2 protein-coding genes and 1 pseudogene are annotated in these 2,514 nt (G+C 54.3%); 2 read left to right on the top strand and 1 reads right to left on the bottom strand.

From position 1 onward, the window contains the following. Together H6F43_RS00240 and H6F43_RS00235 are read left to right on the top strand one after the other, a co-directional pair. A partial coding sequence (locus H6F43_RS00240) for a peroxidase family protein (RefSeq protein WP_199290071.1) occupies positions 1–948 on the top strand: 948 nt, incomplete at its 5' end. Positions 949–1,197: 249 nt separating this feature from the next. After that, positions 1,198–2,055, top strand: a complete 858-nt coding sequence (locus tag H6F43_RS00235; RefSeq protein WP_190340036.1) for an alpha/beta hydrolase — start codon at positions 1,198–1,200, stop codon at positions 2,053–2,055. Positions 2,056–2,094: 39 nt separating this feature from the next. Here H6F43_RS00235 and H6F43_RS00230 read toward each other — a convergent pair. After that, positions 2,095–2,514: pseudogene (locus tag H6F43_RS00230) on the bottom strand (hypothetical protein); the annotation flags it as partial.

Below are 2,514 nucleotides of genomic sequence, written 5' to 3'. Positions count from 1 at the left end.
ATTTCTCAGCTCCACCTCGCCTTTCTCAAGTTTCACAACCAGGTCATCGATTATGTCGCCCACCGGAAACCTAAAGCGAATCCCAAAGAGATCTTTGAGGAAGCGCGACAGCTCGTTCGCTGGCACTACCAGTACATCATCGTCAACCAGTTCCTCAAGGCAACCCTAGATCCGAAGGTGTATGAGCAGGTCAAGAAAAACGGACCAACGATCTTCAAGCCCTCCGCAAAACCAAAGATGCCACGCGAGTTTCAGGTCGCTGCGTACCGATTCGGACACAGCCAGATCCGACCTGGGTACAAGCCAAATCAGGGATTTGGTGCGCCAATCTTCGATGCCGCGATCGATCCCGAGGATGGCGATCCCAACGATCTGCGCGGAGGTCGGCGGGCACCGCGCAGATTCGTCGAGTGGGACATTTTCTTTGACTTCGGAGTTCAGGAAGTCGCTGTAAAGGATGGTAAACCTGTTGTGCAGCCAAGGGTGAAGAAAAACAAGCGCATTGATCCGTTCATCTCTACACCGATGTTCGATTTGCCCGTGGGTCCCGGACTGCTCGAACCCGCAGAAGACATAAGGACGCTGGCGGGTCGCAATTTAGAGCGGCATCTGCAACATCAGCTTCCTTCGGGTCAGGCGATCGCCAAAGAACTCGGTTATGAGCCGCTAAAGCCAGAAGAAACAGCGGAATTGAAGGATCTCAAGTTCCACGAGAGCACACCGCTGTGGTACTACATCCTCAAAGAAGCCCTTGTCCGCCAAGGTGGGCAGAGGCTTGGCGAGGTTGGCAGTCGAATTCTGGCGGAGGTTTTCTTCGGTCTGTTGCTCAGCGATGCCAGTTCCTACTGGAGCAAGGACCGCAACTGGAAGCCCACCCTCCCACGCCGCAATGGAACTACTGGTGATTTCACGATCGTGGATCTCCTCACCTTTGCAAGGGTTGCTTAAACTGCTCAAAGAGCGCCACTGTGGAAAATCCTCAGGCTTGTGCTCACCCCGTTAAGGAGCGGGAACGAGATGCCTCGTTCCCGCTTGAGTCTTTGCAGCCCCAACCTCACTAATCTGAAAGCTTCCGAACTGCTTCAAGTCTTTTGTAGTTGGGAATCTACGGTTGGGTTTTGTCAGTCAACCTGCTTCAGACAGTTTAAGTAGCCGCACACTACGCTAATAATGAAGAACGAATTGCTGACAACTTCTATGCAAGAACCTTGGACTCACGACACTCTCTTGACCAATGGCGTTCGGCTGCACTACGTCACTCAGGGCGATGGTCCTTTGATGCTGATGCTGCATGGGTTTCCGGAGTTTTGGTACTCCTGGCGTAAGCAGATCCCCGAATTTGCCAAAGACCACAAAGTCGTCGCGCTAGACCTGCGCGGCTACAACGACAGCGACAAACCTGCCGAGCAGTCTGCCTATGTGATGCGGGAGTTTGTCCAGGATGTTAAGGGTGTGATTGAAGGACTGGGGTACGATCGCTGCGTTCTCGTTGGGCACGACTGGGGCGGCGCGATCGCCTGGAATTTTGCCTACGCGCATCCTGAAATGCTGGAGCGGCTCATTGTGCTCAATCTGCCTCATCCGGCTAAATTTGCGGAAGGGCTTCGCACCCCACAGCAGATACTGCGCAGTTCATACATGGGGTTCTTCCAGATCCCAGTGCTGCCAGAGCTGCTGCTGCAATTTAACGATTTTCAGGCGCTAGAGTCGGCGTTTCGCGGTATGGCAATCAACAAAGCCGCCTTTAGTGAAGCCGATATCGAAGCCTACAAAAATGCGTTTGCCAAACGCGGAGTGCTGACTGCTGCCTTAAATTACTACCGCAATGTGTTTCAGCAGGGCTTCACCAGTCAGGATTGGAGCGTGCTCGACGTGCCAACCTTGCTGATTTGGGGCGAGGAAGACACAGCGCTGGGCAAGGAACTGACCTACGGCACTGAGAAGTACGTGCGGAACTTCCGCATTCGCTACATTCCAAATTGCAGCCATTGGGTACAGCAAGAGCAGCCAGACACGGTGAATCAATACATCCGAGAATTTTTGAGCGTCGGGTAGTGGACGACTGTCCTTAGGGCTACTCGCTGCGATCGCTCGCTACCTAGCTCGATCGCCCCTCGACGCTGCCGATCGTCCACCTGAACTGCTTCCGGTTTCTCGTGAGCGAGCGGACATCTCAGACGGTTGGAGTTGCTGACGACCGTTGCGGATAACGCGCAGCATTTCGGAAAGCTGGTGTTCCATATCGGTCAGCACTCGATCGGCGTAGCGGTCTGCACCCGCTTGAATTTCGTCGCACTCGGCGAGTGCCATTTGCTGCAACGTTTCCAGTTCTTGCTGTGCTTGGCGGCGCATCCGATCAATTTCAGCGATCGTTTGCTCTTTCACCGCGTCGCACTCTTGGTGCACTCGCTGCCGGATTTGCTGCGCTTCCAGTTCTGCCTGCCGCAAAATGCCCATCTCATCGAGAATCTGAGCGGCGCGCTGCTCTGCTTGCTCAATTAGTTCTCGGGCGTA

The sequence above is a fragment of the Leptolyngbya sp. FACHB-36 genome (assembly GCF_014695955.1).
Taxonomy (GTDB): Bacteria; Cyanobacteriota; Cyanobacteriia; order Leptolyngbyales; family Leptolyngbyaceae; genus FACHB-36.
Note: the sequence above shows the minus strand (reverse complement) of the source record. Positions and strands in the feature narration are given on the sequence as shown.

What these genes read in the sequence shown, in the direction of transcription:
- H6F43_RS00235 (WP_190340036.1), top strand. Translation starts at nt 1,198, where the DNA reads ATGCAAGAACCTTGGACTCACGACACTCTCTTGACCAATGGCGTTCGG.